Genomic DNA, 18664 nt, shown 5'->3' on the forward strand with positions numbered 1-18664 from the left:
CATTATATAAGATAACAAAGAGAGGGGAGGGGCTGTTCCTTGATGATTGACGAAAGGGAAATAAACTCTTTTAAATGAGCTGAATAAGTGAATCGTTAACTTGTAAAGGGCTACTAGTGACAACTTTCGATAAATAGAGATGTCTATGTATTAAAGGAACAGAGAAAATGATGAAAAATATTATGAGATTATGTATTCAAGAAGCGGTGAACGGCGTTAATCAAGGTGAAGGAGGTCCATTTGGTGCCGTTATTTTAAAAGATGGCGAACTGATAGCAGTCGCTCATAATACGGTCATAAAAACAAATGATCCAACGGCACATGCTGAAATCAATGCGATTCGTCAAGCTTCACAAAAACTACAAAGGTTTGATTTAAGTGATTGTATTTTAGTTACCTCATCAGAGCCGTGTCCGATGTGTTTATCTGCTATTATGTGGGCAGGAATTAAAAAGGTATATTACGGATGTAATGTTCATGACGCAAAAGAAATAGGATTCGCAGATGAATTTATTTATCATTATCTAAAAAATAAATCACTAACTGAACCACCTATTATTCTTGAAGAATTATTAAGAGATGAAGCACTAGAAGCCTTTAAAATTTGGTATCAAAAAGAAGATAAAGTGCCCTATTAAGGAGGTATAAAGGAGGGGAGCTATCTTATGCAAAGGGTGAGTTATGGTATGCCCCAACTCATCGAGTTAAACTGGGTTGAAGAAAATGTTCGACTTTGCTCACAATTGGGGCTTGATTTTATTGAGTTAAATTGTAATTTACCATCGTGCCAACCTGAAACGATGAATGTTCATTATCTAAACTTATTGAAAGATCAGTATGGGATAGAGTTTACTCTGCATTTACCTGAAGATTTAGACTTAGGACATTTTAATCGTCATGTCCGTGAAGCCCATTTGAAAGTTTTAGAGGAGGCGATTGGGGTTGCTGATCGCTTAGGATGTAAAATTTTAAATATTCATATGAATCCAGGCGTCCATTTTACACTTCCAACAGAAAAAATTGAGTTATACGGTAAATATCAACAGCAATATTTATCTAATATTAAATCTAGTCTAGAATTGATTGATATTTGGCTAGGGGGAACAGGCGTTCATATCTCAATTGAGAATACCGGTTTGTTACATCGGCCTCACATTCAAACAGCTGTCAATCAATTGCTTAAAAGCGGGCGTTTTTGTTTAACATGGGATGTGGGTCATGATTATATTTCATCACACGCGGATCGAGAATTTATGTTAAATCATCGTTCATCTATTAAGCATATTCATCTTCATGACGCAAAAGGGAGAAATGATCACTTAGAACTTTATACAGGAGAAGTTGATTTAAATGAAAAATTACAAATAGCGAGTGAAAATCAGGCAAGTGTTTTAATCGAGGTTAAGACAAAAGAGTCATTAATTCATTCAGTGGCGAAGTTAAAAGAAAAGCATATTTTTAAATAATAAAACCTCCATATTGGAGGTTTTTTTCATTGTGAAAATTCTGATTCAAAAAATTCGATTTTAGCTTGTAAAATTCGTTCAAGTCCCGAAATTGCTTGAGAAATCTCATCTAAGCAAAGTTTTGCATTGTATAACTCATCTGGGGTTATCCCCTGGGAATTAACGATATTATTTAATCGTTGTGATTCATTATAAATGACATCTGAAAAAAAGGATTCTTGTAAAGCGATAGAGGCAATCAAATTATTAATTGCTTGATTGTGATTTGATTGATCAGACGATAACATATAAATTTCCTCCTTATTACGATTGTTAAAAATTAAAGATACTTATATTTTATGTTATGCGAGGAGAATCTAAGGTGTTATTGAAAGACAATGATTTTATCGCGTATAACTAGAGTTATTTGATAAATACTGAAGATAATCCATGAGGAGGTGAAACAATGAGTCCAAAAGAACTTTTATATATTCAAGATGCGTTAGGACATGCTCAGCATATGGAGAAAAAATGTCGTCAATGTGCGACTCAAATTCAAGATGAAGAGTTAAAAGTAGTAGTAGAGCGTTTAGCTAATAAACATAAAATGATCTTTGATCAATTTTATCAACTATTAAATCAGTAAGGAGGGATTAGTATGAACGATCGTGATTTAATGGAAGATGTACTTTTAGTCGTAAAGGGTGCAGCTGACCTTTATTTACACGGAACAATTGAGTCATCAACATTAAATGTTCATTCAACATTCGAAAAAGTTTTAAATGATACATTATGTATGCAAAATGAAATTTATAACTTAATGGCACAAAAGGGTTGGTATCCGACACAATCTGCTGAGCAACAACAAATTGATCAAGTTAAACAAAAATATGCTCAAGCTGCTGGACAAGGTCAAAATTAATAAAAAAGATTCATCGAATTAAGATGAATCTTTTTTTCATAAAGAGTAAATAATAGTTTTAATCTGATTATTTATATTGTCTAATAAAATGGAAATATAAGAATAATTGTTGGTAAAAATTTAGAAAGTATGTTATTTTTATTAATGATATAGAAACAACCTAGTGAAAAATTAAATAGTTTAGGAGTGAATTCGTTGTTCTTAACAGTTGGAGAAAAAATACGTCAAGCTAGACAACAATTTAATTTGAAACAGGGGAGCTTTCGTAATTTTGGGATTACGCAACATTATTTGAGCATGATTGAAACAAATAAGCGTCAAGCACCAGAGCAGACGCTAAGGGATATCTATGATGCTTTCATCAATTTAACGAACGGTGAAATAGAATCTTTTTATACCTTTGAAGAATTTTGTTTACCTATTGAACTACAAGTTAGCCGTTGGTTAGATCAACAATTGAATTCAGAAACATTACCACAAAGGTATGAAGAACTTATGCTAATTGTTGAAAAATATTCATTAGGCGAGTATATGATATTTATTGATGAGCGAATGGGTGAATATTATTTTAAAGCCCAAGATTATTCAATGATGGCCTATTATTATCGCCGTGCAATTGGTAATTCATTAAAGTTTAGACAAAATCCAGCTTCTTTATATTTCAAATTCGGAAGATGTCTAAGAAAGATTGGAAAGTATGATGAAGCTGTAGTGAATTTATGTTTAGCATGTACAACAGCGAAAGAATTAACTGAGGATTCTGTGTTAGTTTGTGATGCACACATTTATTTAGCTCTAACATATCATCGCCTCAAAGAATACCGATTAGGACTTGAAGTTGTTAATGAGTTATTGAAGAATAAAGATAATTTAAAAGAAGGTCGATATGTAGGAACTTTGATTGTTAAAGAGTTATGTATGAGACGTTTAGAAGGTGCAGAAAAATCAAGAAAATACTTATATGAGTTATTAGATTCTGATATACTAAATCAATTTCCTAGTTTCTCTCATTATGTGTATCATAGTTTAGGATGGAATTATCTTGAGTCTCAAAAATATGAGAAAGCATTGGAGGCTTTGCAAAAAGCATTACCGTTGCGGCCTAAACAATTAGATAAGGCCATAACAACTTTATTAATTGGTCGTATTTACTTTGAAATAGGTCAGTATGAAGAAGCACAAAAATATTATAGTGAAACGAAAGAGACTATTCTACTATCAGAAAGTCTTCGTACGAAGCGATTATGGATAGATGAACAATTAGATTTATATTGCAAACTAAATCAAATCCATCAAGTTAAAGAATTGTTTATTGAGTTAAAGTCCTTAGTAGATATTGATAAGTTTCCAGAATCAATGTTATATGAGCTAAAGACAAGTATGTATAAAAGATTTGAAGGGTTATCACCCCTTCGAAGAGAAGAATATCTTTTTTTATATAATTTCTTTGCCCCTTAAAAATATCACAAAATATCACATAATTATGTGATATTTTTTTTGTTTCTTTTACTATAGTTATATAGTATTATAGACATGTACAAAGGGTAATGTACACAGGGACTAATTCTGAGTTATTTAATTTGGGAGTAAATAGCTTAGATAAGTAGACTTATTTAAAAGGTGGGAATTTTAAATAAGTTATATATGGGTAGAGATTGTTCTCATTCTTTTTATAAAATTTAAATCATCGTAGGGGTACGTTGGTTGAATCTAAAAATCCGTTTAATGTGGGAATTAAACGGATTTTTTTTATTTTAAAGGAGAAACTATATATGATTAACAACTTTTAGATTGATTTTGGAGGGCGACTATGCTTGAGGTGACACTGTTAGGCTGTGGAGGAGGAATGCCTTTACCAACTCGATATTTATCAGCAATATTGCTTCAATATAAAGGAAGAAAGATTTTAATTGACTGTGGAGAAGGTACACAAGTATCAATGCGAGAAATTAATAGTGGTTTTAAATCAATAGATATTATTTGTATTACGCATATTCATGGTGATCATATAATTGGTCTTCCTGGGATATTGGGTACGATTGGAAATAGTGGTCGTCAACAACCATTATATATTATTGGACCAGAGGGAATTAAAGAAGCTGTTGCAGCAGCGAGAGTTATTGCTAAATATTTACCTTATGAAGTCATCGTAATTGAAAATCCTCAAACATCTATTGAAGGATTAACAGATCAATTGAAGGGACAAGTGATCATTGAAACACTAGAAGTTGAACATTCTTCTCCATGTTTAGCTTATAAAATTTATATTAAAAGACAGCCAAAGTTTGATGTCGAAAAGGCAATAAAGAATCAAGTTCCTCGTCTATTATGGAATCGGCTTCAGAAAGGGGAAGCGATGATTGAATATGAAGGAGTAACTTATGTTAAAGAGATGGTGCTAGGTAAACAACGAAAAGGCATTCAAGTGACAGTAGTTACTGATACTCGTCCAATTAATCAAATTATTCCTTTTATCCAAAAAAGTGACTTATTCATTTGTGAAGGAACATATGGAAGTTTAACAGATATTGATAAAGCCATTAAAAATAAGCATATGACTTTTGAAGAAGCGGCAACTTTAGCTAAAAAAGCGGAAGTTGATCAACTATTACTGACACACTTTGGCGCTGCTATGACTGATCCGGCGGATTACAAAGAAAATGCGACTTCAATTTTTGAACAAACCATTATAGGAGAAGATCACTACTCCATACAATTAAATTTCAAAAACTAGAACATCTGTTTGTTTCTTCTGAAATAAATATGGTAAAATAATAGATATTCCAAATGATGGAGGTTAGATTAATGATTAATTATATTGGAAAAGTTACAATCTATGTAAGCAATCAAGAAGAAGCAAAGCAATTTTGGACAGAGAAGATGGGATTTGTTTGTCATGAACAACCAATGGGGCCTAATTTCAAATGGATGGAAGTTCGTCCAAATGAAGGAGCATTTACATCATTCATTATTTATGAAAAAGAATTAATGCAAAAACAAAATCCAACTGCTAACGTAGGACATCCAAATGTTATTTTAAGCACTCAAGAGATTGAAAAAGCTTATGACCAAATGAAAGAAAATGGAGTAGAAGTCGGTGAATTACAAGTCATGCCATATGGTAAAATGTTCTCATTTAAAGATCAAGATGGGAATACTTATTTACTTCGTGAAGATAAATAATTTATATAGACTATATAAGTCTAGATAAGTTTTTTACATCGTAAAAACTTTTAGCTGGACTATAGTCTGCCTTGAACGGCATGATCATCCCATATTTCGGTTGCTGTATTAAACGTAGAAAACATTTCTGTTTGTATATAGTTATCTTAAAGGGTGCTAGTCTTTTTTATTTTCTTACAATTTGTTAGGAGAAAAGCATAATATATTTTTAGTATTTGGAATATAAGTAGATAAGTTGGTAATTCTAATAAGGTATCGTTTGAGGAGGTAGATTATATGGAAAAAAAAGTGCGACTTATTAGTGCTATTATTGTACCAGCAGTATTATTTGTTTTATTTACTACTACTTATCAAAATTATCTTCCACAAAGAAATGTAATGCAGTTATTGGATAATTATAAATCATTACACTATGATTCAGAAAATGTTGCAATTAGATTATCTACTGATTCATCAGTTGAAACAGTTCTTTTAAATAAAGTGTTACCAAACATGAACTATAAAATTTTAGAGAGTCATGTTGATGGAGATACAGCAATCGTTTCTCTACAAATAAGTAATATTAATTTGGATCATCTGCTTAATGATTATCAAGCTAGTTTAGTTAAACAAACATTGAAACCTGTGCAAGATCAAAATTTACAGTCAACTGCACAGATTGATGACTTTGAGATTAGTTTATTAGTTAATCTAATTGATGATCCATCGATTAAAAAAGAATATGTCAGCCAAGATATTGAACTAACACTTCATAAACAAGACGGAATTTGGGTACTAGAGGATAATGAAGCTTTTTTTAAAGCGGTTATGGGATATCAATCTGATGAGATTACATTCGAACATCTACTTCGTGAAGTTCAGTAGAAATAAAAAGCTATTTTGATGATAACAATCAAAATAGCTTTTTTATAGGATAGATTGTAATATTAAATGTAACACATAAAAAAGCTCATTTAACTGGGTAAATATATTGAGAATCACCAAATTTACTTTTAAACATAAGATAAATTGGGTTATTTAATTGATTAGATGGAGGGATTTAAAATAGATCAAAATCTTTATCGTGCACTGAATCAACTGTTACAAGATTTAACTGTGGCAGAGCGAAATATTCATATTCTTCACTGGAACTTAATTGCTGAAGGTTTTATCTATTTACATCCTTATTTGGGGGATGTTTATAATTAAATTTTTGAGTATATTGATATTACCGCTGAACAAATCCGTTTTCAAGAAGCATTGCCCGAAGGAACATTACAAGAGGCTAATTCCCATACTCGTTTAAATAGAGTTGACTCAAATCGTACTTATTCTAGCCAAGAAGCGATTACTATTACAATTTCGAATCTTGAGTATTTAAAAGCATTTACAAATAATATTATTACTTATGCCGATGAAAATAAATATTGGGATATTGTTGATGTTTTTACTGCACAGGTGGTTTACTATGATAAAGTTCTATATTTCTTAAGAAGCTCTCTAGAAAAATAAGCTTTAGTTTTATATGTTAATTTATTGTAAACGAACTCATTGAACCCAAAGCATCTCATCACGTTACTTTTTACAGTTGTTTTAGTTGATAGTTTCCTAAAGCAGTTTATTATTATTTCATTTTTTATGAGTAATTGTATCTATCTTTCATAAGTTAAGATGAGGTTAAGACATGGATGTTCCCCCTTTCGTTTAGTTGATAATGAATGAGGGGGAGCATCGATGTCTTTTTATTGTTAGAAAATACTTTTAATGCTAATGTAACTCAATAATATAAGCTAGGTGTTAAGTGGAAAATTTTTCGAAAGCGCTATTTGCAAAAGTTAGACTAAATGATATTATTAGGTATGGTATTAAACTTTAATTAGGATGAAATCGGAGGGGATAAATAAATTAAGATTTAAAGAAGGATTTATTACCTTAAGTCGTTGATATAATCATCATTGATAAACATCTTTATGGAATACTGAAGAAAAATATTGCAATTCGATTAGTTAATGAACGATAAAAAATAGATCATGTGACGACTTATTACTACAACAATTTATTTGAGGGATAGCGGTATTAGCTGTTAAATAAGAGAGATTGAATATAAAGAATGGAGAGTAAAAATGGAACAGTACATTAGTGAGCAGTTCAGAGTGACGTTTAAACCGATGGCAAATTCAGGGGCAGTCATCGCAGGAGAGCGATATCGAATTTCTTTTTTAACCTCGCGTTTAGTTCGATTAGAATATGAGGAGAATGGATGTTTTGAAAATCATGCCAGTCAAGCGTTTTGGTATCGTGAACAAGAGGTACCAACATTAAAGATTAAAGAAACAGAAGATATCATTGAAGCATCAACTGAACATTTACGTTTACGATATGTGAAAAATCAACCTTTTAGCGGGGATACTTTATCAATTGAGTTAAAATATTCATGTAAAATTTGGCGTTATGGAACGGAAGAAGGTCAAAATTTAAAAGGAACGGCTCGAACATTAGATGAAGTGAACGGGATGTTACAACTTGAAAAAGGGTTAATGTCAAGAGATGGTTATGTCATCATTGATGATTCAAAATCACTTGTTTTTAACGAATCAGGTTGGCTACAGCCACGCACCGCATCAGGAGTTGATTGTTATTTCTTTGGATACGGAACAGATTTTAAAGGATGTCTAAAAGATTATGCCAAAGTTTCAGGAAAAACTCCTTTAATTCCACGTTTTGCACTTGGAAACTGGTGGAGTCGTTATTGGCGTTATTCTGATGAAGAGTTATTACAATTAATGACTCGCTTTGAAACGGAAGAAATTCCATTGTCGGTTTGTATTATCGACATGGATTGGCATCAAGTTGCCATTGATCCGAAATACGGAAGTGGCTGGACCGGTTATTCATGGAATCGTGACTTATTTAAAAATCCAACGCAATTTTTAAAACAATTACATGATAAAAAGTTAAAAACGTCTCTTAATTTACATCCAGCCGATGGAATTCGAGGCCATGAAGATTGTTATAAAGATGTGGCTGAATTTATGGGCGTGAATGTTGAGGAAGAACAAGCCGTTCAGTTTGATATTTCAAGTCCAAAGTTTATGAAAGCTTACTTTGATAAAGTTCATCAACCAATGGAAGCCGATGGTGTTGATTTTTGGTGGATTGACTGGCAACAAGGTCAAAATTCAAGTATGAAAGGGTTAGATCCACTGTTCTTTTTAAATCATTTACATTATCTTGATTTAGGACGTAACCAATCTAAACGTGGTTTTACTTTTTCACGTTGGCCAGGTCTTGGTGGACACCGTTATCCCATTGGGTTTTCAGGCGATACGATTGTAACATGGGAATCTCTTCAATATCAGCCATACTTTACAGCAACCGCTGCTAATGTAGGTTACGGTTGGTGGAGTCATGATATTGGTGGACATATGCAAGGGTTAGATGATTCTGAACTTTATGCGCGTTGGGTTCAATATGGAGTCTTTAGTCCAATTAACCGCCTGCATACGTCAAGTGGGATTTTCAATCGCCGTGAACCATGGAAACATTCTCATGAAGCATTCAAGACGGCTAAACAGTATTTAAATCTACGTCATCAATTAGTGCCGTATCTTTATTCAATGGCTTGGCGAAATGAACAAGAAGGTCTTCCATTAGTTACACCACTTTATTACGATCATCCACATGAGCAAAAAGCATATGATTATAAAAATGAGTATTACTTTGGTAGTGAGTTATTAGTAGCTCCACACTTAACAAAACGCTCAAATGTGACAAATCGTAGTTATACAGAAGTTTGGTTACCAAGTGGAGAATATTTTAACTTCTTTACAGGAGAGCCTTATAAAGGAAATAATATTTATCCGATGTATGGGAAATTAGAGGAGATGCCTGTATTTGCGAAAGCAGGAGCGATTATTCCGTTAGCAAAACATGATGATAATTCCATTGAAAATCCAGCTAAGATGGATATCTTAATTTTTGGAAAAGGTCAAAATTCATTTAACTTATATGAAGATGATGGAGAAAGTCGTGAATACGAACAAGGGGCTTATGCAATGACAACGTTTGCTGTGGATGCAAAAGGAAATGATTTAACATTTAAGATCTTACCGGTAGCGGGAGACGTATCCGTTTTACCAACACAGCGTGAATATTGTTTAAAATTTAGAGGTGTGAGTCAAGAGGCAGATATTGTCGTTAAGATCAATGATGAAATCATCAAGGCGGAAGCCTCTTACGATAAAGTCACTTCAACACTAAGTGTAGAGTTACCAAATTATTCGTATACGGATGTAGTTGAAGTTTTCATCACAAGTGAAGATTTATATGGTTATCATCATGATGTGAATGAAGCAATTATTGAGCTAGTTCAAGATTCAACGATCCCAATGACGGATAAACAAAAGTTTGAACCATATTTCTACGGAATTTTAGATGAGAACTTGACGATCAATGAACGAATGATACGTACACTAGCTATGCCAATTCATGAAGAAGTCAAACAAGCTGTACTATCTATCTTATTGAAAGCAAAAATGGATGACGAAAAATAAGATTAAAACCTTAGAGATGAAGTGAAATTCATTTCTAAGGTTTTTTGATTTCACGATTAAATTGTGGTGTTTTTCCCTCTAAAATAGCATGAGACTTTAATTTCATGTATAACTATCGCAAAAACTGTCGCATTTATCTTGACAATTCGTTATAAAAAAATGGTATAAAGAGAAAGGGTATACAGTTTGATTGAGAAGGATTCATAAAAAAGGAGAGAATAAGAATGATTAAATTAATTGCGACAGACATGGATGGAACATTATTAACAAGTGAAAAGAAGTTTCCTCCACATATGTTTAATATAATTGATCAGTTGCATGAACGTGAGATTAAATTTGCGGTAGCTAGTGGACGTCAATACTATACGTTATTAAAAGATTTCGAGTCTGTAAAAGATGAAGTAACATTTATTTGTGAGAATGGAGCGCTTGTCTTTGATAAAGGAGAAAATATTTTCTGTGATGCAATGGCATATGAAGATATTGTGAAATTGATTGAAATGATTCGTCAAATCAAAAATGCTTATCCAATTCTATGTGGAGTAGAATCAGCTTATATTGAGGATACTCATGAAGAATTTAATGAAAATGCAGATATGTATTATGCTCGTTGTGAACGTGTGGATGATTTACTTGAAGCTGCAAAGAGAGATAGAATTTGTAAAATAGCTATTTTTGATACAGAGGATGCGCAAATAAATACTTACATGCATGTTAAACATTTGAATGATAGCTTTAAAGTTTCGCTATCAGGACATCAATGGGTAGATATTATGAATCCGACGGTTAATAAAGGTGAAGCCATGCGTCTAATCCAAAAGAAATATAATATCTCTTATGATGAGACAATGGCTTTTGGAGATTACTTAAATGATTATGAGATGATGCAAACTTGTTATTATAGTTATGCTATGGAAAATGCCCATGAAGATTTAAAAGCTATTTGTAATTTCAATGCCCCATCCAATGATGAATTTGGAGTGATTACGACAATAGAACATTTTTTAAAAAAATAAAAAGCATATTATTTGTCTAAAAAAAAGTCGTGTGAGATAATGAAAATGTCTCAGAGAGACAACTGTAAAACAATACAATAAAGTCCTTGCCAAGACTTTTTTTAAACAGTAATTTATCCCCTCAAGAGTATTTAATAATTACCCCCTCAAATAATTATTAATAACCTCAAAAACTTGATCCGGTTACCTTTTGTAACTGGATCTTTTTTTGTTCTTAAAGATATTGGCTTGGAATTGTGTAAAAAAGTAAATTTTACTATAAAAGACCATACATTTAACCATATATCTATAACATCTAAACATGGTAAGAAAACGGTTCCTCGTTTATAATGAAGGCATGTTCAGGACAATCTGAAAGATTAGATGAATGAAGAATAAGGAGAGGGAACCATGCCGATTTTATTTAACGAGCAAACGAAAGAGTTTCATTTATACAATGATGAAGTAAGCTATATCATGAATATCTTACCAAATCACCAATTAGGGCAATTATACTACGGTAAAAAAATTCGTCATAATGACTCATTTGCACATTTATTAGAAGAACGTCCACGTCCATTATCAGCCTGTGCGTTCGAAGGAAATATGAGCTTCTCAATGGAGCATATTAAACAAGAGTATCCTTGCTATGGAACAGGTGATTTCAAATATCCTGCCTATGAAATCTTACAACAAAACGGAAGTGACATTACAAACTTTGAATATGTTTCACACTGTATTTATAATGGAAAACCAAGACTTTCAGATAAATTACCTGCAACATATGTTGAAGTTGATGAAGAAGCAACAACAGTAGAAGTTACATTAAAAGATGAACTAATTCAAACTAAATTAGTATTAACTTATACTATTTACGAAACACGTCCGGTTATTACTCGTAATGCCCGCTTCAAACATTTAGGAGAAGAGCAAATCACATTAACAAGTGCGATGAGCGCATCTGTTGATTTACCAGACTATGATTATGAAATGATTGAATTAACAGGGGCATGGTCAAGAGAGCGTTATGTTAAAAATCGTAAATTAGAACATGGAATCCAAGCTGTGTATAGTATGCGTGGAGCTAGTAGTTCAAACTATAATCCATTTCTAGCCTTAAAACGTCCACATACAACTGAATTTGATGGAGAAGTTTATGGGTTTAGCTTAGTTTATAGTGGAAACTTCTTAGCACAAGCAGAAGTTCATACATATGGCACAACTCGTGTAATGATGGGATTACATCCAAATCGTTTTAACTGGGTACTAAGTCAAGGTGAAGAGTTTCAAACACCAGAAGTTGTCATGGTATATAGTGAAAATGGTTTAAATGGAATGAGTCAAACTTATCATGAGTTATATCGTACACGTTTATGCCGTGGATATTGGCGAGATCGTGTGCGTCCAATTCTAGTGAATAACTGGGAAGCCACATATTTCGATTTCAATGAAGATAAAATTGTGTCAATTGCCAAAGATGCAAAAGATTTAGGGATTGAATTATTCGTCTTAGATGATGGATGGTTTGGTAACCGTGAAGATGATACAGTAGGATTAGGTGACTGGTACGTTAAAAATTTTGAAAAGTTACCTAACGGAATCACGGGACTTGCAAATCGTGTCACTGAATTAGGGATCAAATTCGGATTATGGTTTGAGCCAGAAATGGTAAATAAAGATAGTGACTTATATCGTGCCCATCCAGATTGGATTTTAACAACACCAAACCGTCGTGCCTGTCATGGACGTAACCAATACGTTTTAGATTTTTCACGTCAAGAAGTTGTAGACTATATCTATGAAGCCATGGCAAAGGTATTAGGGGAAGCTCCAATTTCGTATGTAAAATGGGATATGAACCGTAACATTACAGAATGTTTCTCAGCAGTAGCTAATGCTGCCGATCAAGGGAAAGTATTCCACAAATATATTTTAGGAGTATATGATTTATATGATCGTTTAACGACAAAATTCCCTGAAATTTTATTTGAATCATGTGCAAGCGGAGGGTCACGTTTTGATCCAGGTATGTTATACTATGCACCACAAACTTGGACAAGTGATGACACAGATGCGATTGAACGTTTAAAAATCCAATACGGAACATCAATGGTATACCCAATCAGCAGTATGGGATCACACGTGTCAGCTATTCCGAACCACCAATTATATCGTCATGCACCATTATCGACGCGTGCAAATGTCGCTTACTTTGGAACATTCGGATATGAGTTAGACTTAAATAAGTTAACAGATGTAGAAAAAGAAGAAGTAAAAGAACAAATTAAATTCTTTAAAGAATACCGGGAAACAATCTTCAATGGAACATTCTATCGCTTAGTAAGTCCGTTTGAAGGTAATGAAACATGCTGGATGATGGTTTCACCAGACCAAAAAACAGCATTAGTTGGATATTATCGTCCACTAAATGAAGTGAATGTTGGATTCCGTCGTGTGAAATTACAAGGATTAAATCCTGACTTTAAATACCATGTTTCAATTAATGAGACAACTCACTACGGTGATGAGTTAATGAATGCTGGTTTAATTACATCAGATGGTTCATGTGGTGAAAATAAAAATCCATACGATGGGACAAATGGAGACTACCAATCACGTATCTACGTTTTAACAGCGGAATAATAAAAAGATGTAGAAGGATTTACTTTCTACATCTTTTCTTTTTGGTGAGGATCTGTATCTCGTTTATAATAGTTTTCGGTATTAGATTTCCGATATTGAGTTGGCGTTAAGCCAGTCACTTTTTTGAAAGTTTTTGAAAAAGCAAGTGGGTCTGTGTATCCACAAGAATGAGCAATAGTATTAATTGAAAGAGTCGTATTCATTAATAATTCGGAAGCTTTCGTAATACGAAATTTAAGTAGAAATTGTTGAGGTGACAGATGCATCGTTTGTTGAAAAATGGTTGTTAAATAGGTTCGACTAAGTGAAACATAATTTGCGATATCTGCAACTAAAATAGGGTTCTGATAATTTTTTTGAATGTATTCAATGGCTTTACTAATATAGAGATTATCAATTTCTACATCTTCTTCGTATGGAATTTCAGCTGATTTGGCAAGAGCAGCAAAGAATAAAAATAATAATCCTTGTAAGGAAAATTCATTATAGTGGCTCAATGTATCGTGCCTCATCATTTGATCGAGATAAGACTTTAACAAATCAGAATCATTGCAAGAGAAAGTATAAGTCTTTTCGTCCAATCCACTATATTTTAGATACGTTTCAGCTTTACTACCATCAAATCCAATCCATAAATAAGTCCATGGCTCCTCTTCATCCGCTTGATAAAATGTTAACTCCTTTGGTCGAATTAAAAATCCTTGATTTTCCTCAATCGTATACTTACGCTCATTTACATAGTAATAGCCTTTTCCTTTCAATACATAATGAATGAGATAATTAGGTCGAACTGCCGGTCCAAAAGAATAAGAAGATGGACACTCTTGATGTCCACAATATAATAAATAGAAATCTTCAAATGTTTGATCCTTAAATTTTAAAAATGAATAACTTAGTGACATACAATCCCCTCATAATTACTAAGACATCTTTACTAAGATTATAGCGTAAAAGATGGTAAATAGATAAAAAATAACAATAAAATTGGAGAAAAAAATATGATTATGATATGCTTAACAAAGATATATAAGTTCATCTAAGTTTTTTACATTGCAAAAAGTTAACCCCCTAGCAGTGGAGGAATAGATTTCTTTCAGAAATCACTAGGTGACCCAAGCCCTACTAGCGGAGGAAACATGCTTCACATGGCAGGTGACCCAAGCCCTACTAGTGGAGGAAACATGCTTCGCATGGCAGGGTACCCACGGCAGAACTATGAAATATTTAGGTTGTCGTAGTAAATGTAGATTTTATTTTTGTTTGTATATAGATTTTAAGTTTAATTACGTTAATTAGAGTAATGATTATTAGAATCTTATAACATAGTTAAAGAGAGGTATTAAATATGGATTTTAATGCATTGAGTGGAGTCGTTGTCACTAAGGAAAGTCCTAATTATGAAGAATGTTGTTTATCTTGGAATCGTGCGATTGAGAAACACCCATTAGTTATTGTGTACTGCCAAGAGAATCAAGATGTTATTCAGGCAATCAAGTGGGCAAAGCAATACGGAGTTCCATTTCGAATTCGTTCAGGAACTCATCATTATGAAGGTTATTCAACAGGGGATCAATTATTAGTCATTGATGTTAGTTGTATGAACCGCATTGAGTTAAATGAAACAACCGTTAAAGTTCAAGGTGGCGTTCGTAATCGTGAATTGTATGAGGCTGTTTGTGGAGCGGGTTATCCTTTTCCAGGTGGTGGGTGTCCAACGGTAGGAGTTGCTGGCTATACACTTGGTGGTGGCTGGGGATATTCTAGCCGATTATTTGGATTAGGCTGTGACCAATTAATTGAAGCTGAGGTTATTACTGCAGAAGGGCAATTAATCGTGGCAAATGCTAATCAACATGAAGATTTATTTTGGGCGCTTCGCGGTAGCGGTGGCGGAAACTTTGGAGTGGTGACGTCATTAACGTATCGCTTACCAGAAAAAATAGAAATGGCAACATTAATCAATATTGATTATAAACACGTTGGATTTGCCAAAGTGGTTGATGTCGCGCTTCGTTATCAACGATTCTTTAAAAATTTAGATCGTCGTTTGAATTTAAAGATGGCGATGTATAATTCTGAAACGAAAGGAAAAGGCGTAAAGTTAACAGGACTTTTCTATGGTTCAAAAGAAGAAGCTCAAGACTTGCTATCCTTATTCCAAGATGCTACTGATTTTGATTTTGACTATATGACTGTTTTACAAGCGAATCGTGAGATTCAAGATAGCCATCCAGAGTTTGAAATGTACCGTTCAGGTGGACGTTTTATTCATCGTGATTATAGTGCCGATGAATTATTAACCATGTTAGATTTAATTGATGAACGTGCACAAGGTTCATTATATACAGCAATTACGTTCTATGGATTAGGTGGTGCCATTGCTGATATAGAAAAAGATGAGACAGCTTTTTATTATCGTGATGCTTCCTTTATTCTTGGTTTCCAATCGGTATGGGAAGATCCAAAGTACCGAGCTATTAATAATGAATGGGTATTAGAACGTTTTAATGTATTAGCAACCTATACACGAGGATCATTCATTAACTTCCCGATTGTGCAACCGGGTGATTATGAAAAGAACTATTATGGAGATAATTTAGAAGCTTTAAAAGCAGTTAAAAGAAAGTATGATCCTGAAGGGATTTTTAACTTTGAACAAGCCATAAAACCATAAAAAAGCGGATAAAGTATCCGCTTTTTTTGAGTCAAAATGATAGTTTTAAAATAAGACAAAATCACATTGACACTCATCCCTTGGACTGATAAGATGATAAGGAATTTTGAAGTGTAAAGTTTAATCATTTTAACGCTAAAAAGGAGAGATAAATGTCATGATGACGGATATGACTAAAGGAAATGCAACAAAGTTAATTCTTGCTTTTACGGTTCCTATTTTAATTGGGAACTTATTTCAACAACTTTATAGTATGGTTGATACAGCGATTGTTGGGCAGTTTGTGGGGGTGCAGGCTTTAGCAGCTGTTGGATCAACAGGCGGGTTAATTTTTTTAGTACAAGGATTTGTTAATGGATTAACCCATGGATTCTCAGTGATTGTTTCTCAACGATATGGAGCGAATGATGAAGAAGGAATAAAAAAAGCAACAGCAACGTCGATTTATTTATCGGCTATTGCAACTGTTGTTTTAACGATTATTTGTGTACTTGGGGCTAAGTCTATTTTACAGTTGATGAATACGCCAGCCGATATTATGGACGAGGCCTCATTATATGTCATCATTTTCTTTGGGGGATTAGTAGCGACGATTGTTTATAACTTACTAGCTTCATTATTACGTGCATTTGGAGATAGTAAAACGCCGCTTTATTTTTTAATCTTAGCATCAATTACCAATATTGTTTTAGACCTTATCTTAATTATTAATTTTAAGATGGGAGTAGCTGGAGCTGCCATTGCGACTGTTGTCTCACAAGGACTATCCGGCTTTTTATGCTATCTCTACATGTTAAAGAAATTTGACATTTTGGCATTGAAAAAAGAACACTTTAAATATGATCCATTACTTGTCAAAGAGCTAATGTTTGTATCATTACCAATGGCACTTCAATACTCGATTACAGCGATTGGAGTAATGATTTTACAAGTTGCTGTGAATAGTTTTGGATCAACAACAGTAGCAGCTTTTACGGCAGCAAGTAAAGTGGAGCAGTTAGTTGTTCAACCAGGGATTGCACTGGGAATGACAATGGCAACATATTCAGCGCAAAACTTAGGAGCACGACAAATTGAACGTGTTCGTCAAGGAGTTCGCCAATGTACATGGATTACCTTAATTACAAATGCTTTAGCTGGGGTAATCGTTGTTTTATTTGGTAGTTATATCGTCCAATTATTTATCCCATCTGAAAATATGGATGCCCTCCCATTATCACAACAATATTTAAACACTGTTTCGATTTTCTTCCCAATTTTAGGATTATTATTCTTGTATCGTTTTACATTACAAGGAATTGGGAATACCGTTGTTCCAATGTTTGCAGGGGTCATGGAATTAATTATGCGTACATTAGTCGCCTTTACTTTACCAGGATTATTAGGTTATCAAGGGGTTTGTTTGGCTAGTCCATTCGCATGGATAGGAGCCACTGTTTGGTTACTATGGTCATACTTTAAAACGATGCCAAAGCTGCAAGCTAAACATGCCGCTCAATCAATAGAATTAAAAGAATTGAAATTAGAGAACAGTTAATAAAATAGATGTAAGTCCAGCTTCTTATTTCGAAGTTGGATTTTTTCTAAGGTAAATGTTTATAATAAAAAAGGAAACCTAAATATGATGTGATTTATTATTTAAATGGATAAAAGTAAACAGATGATTCCAATAATAAACCATGATTTATATATTCATGATTTAAACTTTCGTGAATCCCTGACTATTAGATTGGAAAATAAAGTGCATTATGTTTGAAGAAGAGATAGTTAATGGTTATAATATAAGTATATTTAGAGTTTCAAAATTGAATGGAGGAATAACAATGAAATTTTATATTTGCCCTGAAAGTCAAACAGTTGTTGAAGTAGTAGCGGGACAACCTGCACCGTTAACTTGTGATGGAAAACCAATGGAAGAGTTAGTACCAAACTCAACTAATGCTGCTGTTGAAAAACACATGCCAGTTTTATCAGCTGAAAATGGAGTATTAAAAGTATGTGTTGGTGAAGTTGAACACCCAAGTATCGAAAAACACTGGATCCCATTTGTAGCTGTTAAAGCTGGAGATTTAGTATTACGTCGCTCAATCAACGCAACTGAAAAACCAGAAGCAATCTTCCCATTAGGAGATTTCAAAGGAGAAGTTGAAGTTTACGCTTGGTGTAATTTACACGGAATCTGGAAAGCTACAATCACATTATAATTTTCATGAATAGATGAGAGTCGGATTGAATCCGGCTCTTTTTTTGTATAAAAGTTTGTAAAATAC

At 33.3% G+C, this 18664-nt stretch carries 18 protein-coding genes; 16 read left to right on the plus strand and 2 right to left on the minus strand.

Going from position 1 to position 18664, the window contains the following annotated elements; genetic code table 11:
* The first annotated feature begins 167 nt into the window (after positions 1-167).
* Positions 168-638 carry a nucleoside deaminase gene (locus tag J0J69_RS10920; protein ID WP_272875238.1) on the plus strand — a complete coding sequence of 157 codons (471 nt, stop codon included), beginning with the start codon at positions 168-170 and terminating at the stop codon, positions 636-638.
* Positions 639-665: 27 nt separating this feature from the next.
* Positions 666-1466 (plus strand): sugar phosphate isomerase/epimerase family protein, encoded by an 801-nt coding sequence (locus J0J69_RS10925; RefSeq protein ID WP_212725935.1) that lies wholly within the window; start codon positions 666-668, stop codon positions 1464-1466.
* A 26-nt stretch (positions 1467-1492) separates the two neighbouring features.
* Here the strand turns inward: J0J69_RS10925 and J0J69_RS10930 are convergent, their stop codons facing one another.
* Positions 1493-1753 carry an alpha-helical endospore appendage domain-containing protein gene (locus J0J69_RS10930; RefSeq protein ID WP_055277182.1) on the minus strand — a complete coding sequence of 87 codons (261 nt, stop codon included), beginning with the start codon at positions 1751-1753 and terminating at the stop codon, positions 1493-1495.
* Positions 1754-1911: 158 nt separating this feature from the next.
* Here J0J69_RS10930 and J0J69_RS10935 point away from each other — a divergent pair, with 158 nt between their 5' ends.
* The 11 genes from J0J69_RS10935 (at position 1912) to J0J69_RS10985 (ending at position 13720) form a co-directional block, all read left to right on the plus strand.
* Positions 1912-2091 (plus strand): hypothetical protein, encoded by a 180-nt coding sequence (locus tag J0J69_RS10935; RefSeq protein WP_055277181.1) that lies wholly within the window; start codon positions 1912-1914, stop codon positions 2089-2091.
* Between the two features lie 12 nt (positions 2092-2103).
* Positions 2104-2367, plus strand: a complete 264-nt coding sequence (locus J0J69_RS10940; RefSeq protein ID WP_055241839.1) for a spore coat protein — start codon at positions 2104-2106, stop codon at positions 2365-2367.
* A gap of 195 nt (positions 2368-2562) precedes the next feature.
* Complete coding sequence (locus J0J69_RS10945; protein ID WP_212725934.1) at positions 2563-3825, plus strand: helix-turn-helix transcriptional regulator; 1263 nt, start codon at positions 2563-2565, stop codon at positions 3823-3825.
* Positions 3826-4177: 352 nt separating this feature from the next.
* Positions 4178-5101, plus strand: a complete 924-nt coding sequence (locus tag J0J69_RS10950) for a ribonuclease Z (RefSeq protein WP_212725933.1) — start codon at positions 4178-4180, stop codon at positions 5099-5101.
* 71 nt (positions 5102-5172) lie between these two features.
* On the plus strand, positions 5173-5550 hold the full coding sequence (locus J0J69_RS10955) for a VOC family protein (RefSeq protein ID WP_212725932.1): 378 nt from the start codon (positions 5173-5175) through the stop codon (positions 5548-5550).
* A gap of 276 nt (positions 5551-5826) precedes the next feature.
* Entirely contained in the window at positions 5827-6414 is a 588-nt protein-coding gene (locus tag J0J69_RS10960) for a hypothetical protein (RefSeq protein WP_212725033.1), read from the plus strand.
* Positions 6415-6579: 165 nt separating this feature from the next.
* Positions 6580-6738: a ferritin family protein gene (locus J0J69_RS10965; RefSeq protein ID WP_212725034.1), complete on the plus strand. Its 159-nt coding sequence runs from the start codon at positions 6580-6582 to the stop codon at positions 6736-6738.
* A 51-nt stretch (positions 6739-6789) separates the two neighbouring features.
* On the plus strand, positions 6790-7041 hold the full coding sequence (locus J0J69_RS10970; RefSeq protein WP_212725036.1) for a ferritin family protein: 252 nt from the start codon (positions 6790-6792) through the stop codon (positions 7039-7041).
* 611 nt (positions 7042-7652) lie between these two features.
* The gene (locus J0J69_RS10975; RefSeq protein ID WP_212725931.1) at positions 7653-10082 is read left to right on the plus strand and encodes a glycoside hydrolase family 31 protein; all 2430 of its coding nucleotides are present in this window, start codon (positions 7653-7655) and stop codon (positions 10080-10082) included.
* A 224-nt stretch (positions 10083-10306) separates the two neighbouring features.
* A complete protein-coding gene (locus tag J0J69_RS10980) occupies positions 10307-11098 on the plus strand; it encodes an HAD family hydrolase (protein ID WP_070099787.1) in 792 nt (263 codons plus the stop codon).
* Positions 11099-11488: 390 nt separating this feature from the next.
* Positions 11489-13720 carry an alpha-galactosidase gene (locus tag J0J69_RS10985; protein ID WP_055277393.1) on the plus strand — a complete coding sequence of 744 codons (2232 nt, stop codon included), beginning with the start codon at positions 11489-11491 and terminating at the stop codon, positions 13718-13720.
* A 26-nt stretch (positions 13721-13746) separates the two neighbouring features.
* Here J0J69_RS10985 and J0J69_RS10990 read toward each other — a convergent pair whose 3' ends face one another.
* Positions 13747-14622, minus strand: coding sequence for an AraC family transcriptional regulator (locus J0J69_RS10990; RefSeq protein WP_068759370.1), 876 nt, complete (start codon positions 14620-14622; stop codon positions 13747-13749).
* A gap of 443 nt (positions 14623-15065) precedes the next feature.
* Between J0J69_RS10990 and J0J69_RS10995 the strand changes: the two genes are divergently transcribed.
* The 3 genes from J0J69_RS10995 to J0J69_RS11005 all read left to right on the plus strand — a co-directional run bounded on the left by J0J69_RS10995 (position 15066) and on the right by J0J69_RS11005 (position 18598).
* Positions 15066-16394: an FAD-binding oxidoreductase gene (locus tag J0J69_RS10995; protein WP_212725039.1), complete on the plus strand. Its 1329-nt coding sequence runs from the start codon at positions 15066-15068 to the stop codon at positions 16392-16394.
* 157 nt (positions 16395-16551) lie between these two features.
* A complete protein-coding gene (locus J0J69_RS11000; protein WP_055277399.1) occupies positions 16552-17931 on the plus strand; it encodes an MATE family efflux transporter in 1380 nt (459 codons plus the stop codon).
* Between the two features lie 286 nt (positions 17932-18217).
* Positions 18218-18598: a desulfoferrodoxin family protein gene (locus tag J0J69_RS11005; protein WP_055241815.1), complete on the plus strand. Its 381-nt coding sequence runs from the start codon at positions 18218-18220 to the stop codon at positions 18596-18598.
* Positions 18599-18664: the final 66 nt, after the last annotated feature.

The organism is Turicibacter bilis, assembly GCF_024499055.1.
GTDB classification, from domain to species: domain Bacteria; phylum Bacillota_I; class Bacilli_A; order MOL361; family Turicibacteraceae; genus Turicibacter; species Turicibacter bilis.